Source organism: Cognatilysobacter lacus (assembly GCF_008274655.1).
GTDB lineage: Bacteria > Pseudomonadota > Gammaproteobacteria > Xanthomonadales > Xanthomonadaceae > Cognatilysobacter > Cognatilysobacter lacus.
Window position 1 is genome coordinate 1 of the sequence record NZ_VTRV01000211.1, and the last position, 3,324, is coordinate 3,324.

5 protein-coding genes are annotated in these 3,324 nt (G+C 68.5%); all 5 read right to left on the reverse strand.

Annotated features, from left to right (window positions below; all coding sequences use genetic code 11):
• Window positions 1-437, reverse strand: a 437-nt coding sequence (locus FW784_RS13200) for an ATP-binding protein (RefSeq protein WP_149353790.1), incomplete at its 3' end; no start/stop codon positions are given.
• Complete coding sequence (locus FW784_RS13205) at window positions 428-832, reverse strand: anti-sigma regulatory factor (RefSeq protein WP_149353791.1); 405 nt, start codon at window positions 830-832, stop codon at window positions 428-430. The genes FW784_RS13200 and FW784_RS13205, both read right to left, overlap by 10 nt.
• Window positions 829-1,200: an STAS domain-containing protein gene (locus tag FW784_RS13210; protein WP_149353792.1), complete on the reverse strand. Its 372-nt coding sequence runs from the start codon at window positions 1,198-1,200 to the stop codon at window positions 829-831. The genes FW784_RS13205 and FW784_RS13210 overlap by 4 nt, the downstream gene beginning before the upstream one ends.
• A 1-nt stretch (window position 1,201) precedes the next feature.
• Window positions 1,202-2,062 (reverse strand): STAS domain-containing protein, encoded by an 861-nt coding sequence (locus FW784_RS13215; protein WP_149353793.1) that lies wholly within the window; start codon window positions 2,060-2,062, stop codon window positions 1,202-1,204.
• Between the two features lie 76 nt (window positions 2,063-2,138).
• The gene (gene rodA, locus FW784_RS13220; protein ID WP_149353794.1) at window positions 2,139-3,248 is read right to left on the reverse strand and encodes a rod shape-determining protein RodA; all 1,110 of its coding nucleotides are present in this window, start codon (window positions 3,246-3,248) and stop codon (window positions 2,139-2,141) included.
• Window positions 3,249-3,324: the final 76 nt, after the last annotated feature.

Here is a 3,324-nt window from a genome sequence, read left to right on the forward strand (position 1 = left end):
GATCTCACCGCAATCGAGCCGCGCCGGGGTCCGCTCTCGTGGCCGATGCGCGCGAACAGCACGCTGCCGCGCGCGTCGGAATACGCATCGAACAAGTCGGCCGCCCGGCGCACGGCGCCGAGGCCGGTGCCGGGGGTGCCTCCGGTCGAGTAGCCGTCGGAGAAGCAGCGCTCCAGGTCCATGCCGGGGCCGTGGTCGATCACCACGACGTCGACCACGTCGCCGGATGCACGCATGTAGATGGAGCCGCGCGCCGCGTGCCGCAGTACGTTCGTGGCGAGCTCGACCGCCGCCAGTTCGAAGCGCCCGCGCTCCACGTCGCCGAGCGCAGCGATCTGCGCGGTGCGCGTCGCGAGTCGGCGCGCGGCGCCGACCTGCGAAGCATCGCCGACCTCGACGGTCGCCCAGCACCCGCCGTCCAGCGTCATCACTGCCATCGCGTGATTACGACGCGCGTGCCCTGTCCCGCCGCGCTCTGGAGTTCGAAATCGTTGACGAGCCGGCGCGTTCCCGACAGGCCGAGGCCGAGGCCGCTGCCCGAGGTCCAGCCATCGGTAAGCGCGAGGTCCAGGTCCGGAATGCCCGGCCCCTGGTCGACGAACGCAAGGCGCAGCCCGCTGCGCGCGCCATTGAGCACGACCGCCCACTGCATGTCGCCGCCGCCGCCATAGACGAGTGCATTGCGCGCGATTTCGCTTGCCGCCGTGACCATCTTGGTCTGGTCGACCAACGAGAACTTCAGGCGCTGCGCGAGCTGCCGAACCGCCTGGCGCGCGAACACGATGTCCTGTTCGTTTCGCAGCGGAAGGACGCCCTCGTCCGTCACGCTCATTGCCAGGCGTCCACATCACGCTCGGCGTGCAGCATGGCCAGTCCCTTCTGGACGTCCAGCGCGGTGCGCACTCCGGGCATCGCGACGCCCAGCTCGACCAGCGTGATCGCCACGGCCGGGCGCATGCCGACCACCACCGTGGCGGCGTCCAGTACGCGCGACATGGCCGAGGTGTCGGCGATGAGGCGTCCGATGAACGAATCGACCATTTCGAGCGCGGAAATGTCGATCACCACGCCGCGCGCTCCGGTCTTCTCGATCATGCACGTCAGGTCGTCCTGCAGCTGCAGGGCGATGCGGTCGTGCATGTCGACTTGGATGGTGACCAGCAGCACGTCACCCATCCGCAGGATCGGGATGCGGTCCACGTCAGGCGCCGCGCGCGGCAGTCTTGCTGAAGGTGAGCCCGTTGCGGGCGAGCGCCAGCGACAGCGCGTCGGCGAGGTTGGCCTTCGTGGTGACGCTGCCGAGGTCGACGCCGAGGTGGACGATCGTCTGCGCGATCTGCGGGCGCACGCCACTGATGATGCACTCGGCGCCCATCAGGCGGATCGCGGTGACCGTCTTGATCAGGTGCTGCGCGACCAGCGTGTCGACCGTTGGCACGCCGGTGATGTCGATGATCGCGATCGACGAGCCGGTGTCGGCGATGCGGGTGAGCAGGGCCTCCATCATCGTCTGCGTGCGGCTGGAATCGAGGGTGCCGATGATGGGCAGCGCGAGGATGCCGTCCCACAGCTTCACGACCGGCGTGGAAAGCTCGAGCAGTTCCTGCTGCTGCCGGTCGATGATGGATTCCCGCATGCGCTGGAACGCGCCGATGCAGCGCAGCGCCAGCCGGTCGATCAGTTGCGTCGCGTCCCACAGCCCGGCGCCGAGCGCCGCCGCATCGTTGCCGGTGCGCTGCTGCAACGCCGCGAATACGGGACGCTTGAGCGAGAGCACGAAGGTCGCCGTCTCTTCGGCGGTAAAGCCCTGCAGGACGCGATCGCGCGCGAACTCATCGAAGAAGCGGTCGAGCGCACCGAAGTCGGCGGTGGTCGTGCCGTCCGGGGCGGTCGAGAGCGAGCCCACGAGCTGCCGCAGCATCTCGGCACCGCTGATCGCAAGCTCCTCCTTCGAAGCGCGCCCTCGCAACGCGCCGGCGCTCTGTTCGAACTCTCGCGCCCAGGCGTCGCGCAGGGAGAGTTCGCCATCGCGGAGGAGAGCCTGCAGCGGTGCGGTCGACATGGTGTGGCCCGGTTGTAAAGGTGGCAGAAGGTAGCACGGGGGTTCGTACGTCCCCGTGCGTGCCACGCGCGGTGAATCAGCGCCCGTAGACCGGCCGGTGCGCCTTCACCGCCATCACCACGCCGAGCCCCGCCAGCAGCGACACGGCGGACGTGCCGCCATAGCTCAGCAGCGGCATCGGTACACCCACCACGGGCAGCAGCCCGGCGATCATGCCGCCGTTCACGACCACGTAGACGCAGAACGCCATCGCCAGCGCACCGGCCAGCATTCGCGAGTAGCCGTCGCGCGCTTCCACGGCGATCCACAGGCAGCGCCCGATCACGAACAGGTAGAGCCCAAGAACGGTGACGACGCCCAGCCAGCCGAACTCTTCGCTGAGGACCGCGAATACGAAGTCGGTGGTGTGCTCGGGCAGGTAGTTGAGGTGCGACTGCGAGCCGTGCATCCAGCCCTTGCCGGTGAACCCGCCGGCACCGATCGCAATTTTCGACTGGATGATGTTCCAGCCGGCGCCGAGGGGATCGGATTCCGGATTGAGGAAGGTGAGGATGCGGTCCTTCTGGTACGGCCGCAGCAGGAAGAACCACGCCACCGGCGCGACGCTCGCCACACCCGCTCCCGCAACGCCAAACCACCACCATGACAGGCCGGCGAGATACAGCACGAACGCGCCGCTCAGTGCGACCAGCATCGCGGTGCCGAAGTCGGGCTGCTTCAGGATCAGCAGCGTGGGTACCGCAATGATGACCGCGGCGGTCAGCGTCACGCGAAGCCCGGGCGGCAGGGGTCGGCGATTGAGGTACCAGGCCACCATCATCGGCAGGCTCAGCTTGAGCACTTCCGACGGTTGGAAATAGAACACGCCCAGGTTGATCCACAGGTTCCCGTGCTTGCCGCGACCGATCACCAGCACGATCAGCAACGGCACGATCGACGCGGCGTAGATATACGGCGTCCAGTTGCGCAGCTGGTTGGGCTGCATGCGCGACAGTGCCCACATCGCGGCGAGGCCGAGGCCGTAGTGCGCGGTGCGCGCGATGACCATGTGCGCGGAGCCGTCGGCTGCGCTGTAGATCACCGCGAGGCCGATCGCCATCAACGCAAGCAGCGCGGCGAGCAACGGCAGGTCGACGGTGCGCGTCGCGCGGTAGACGAGGTCGAACAGCCAGCGCAACAGGATCATCGCGCACCCGCCTGCAGCGCGCGGAGCGTGAGCAGCGCCTTGCGTGCCGCTGCCTGCCCGCGCACCTGCGCGGCGG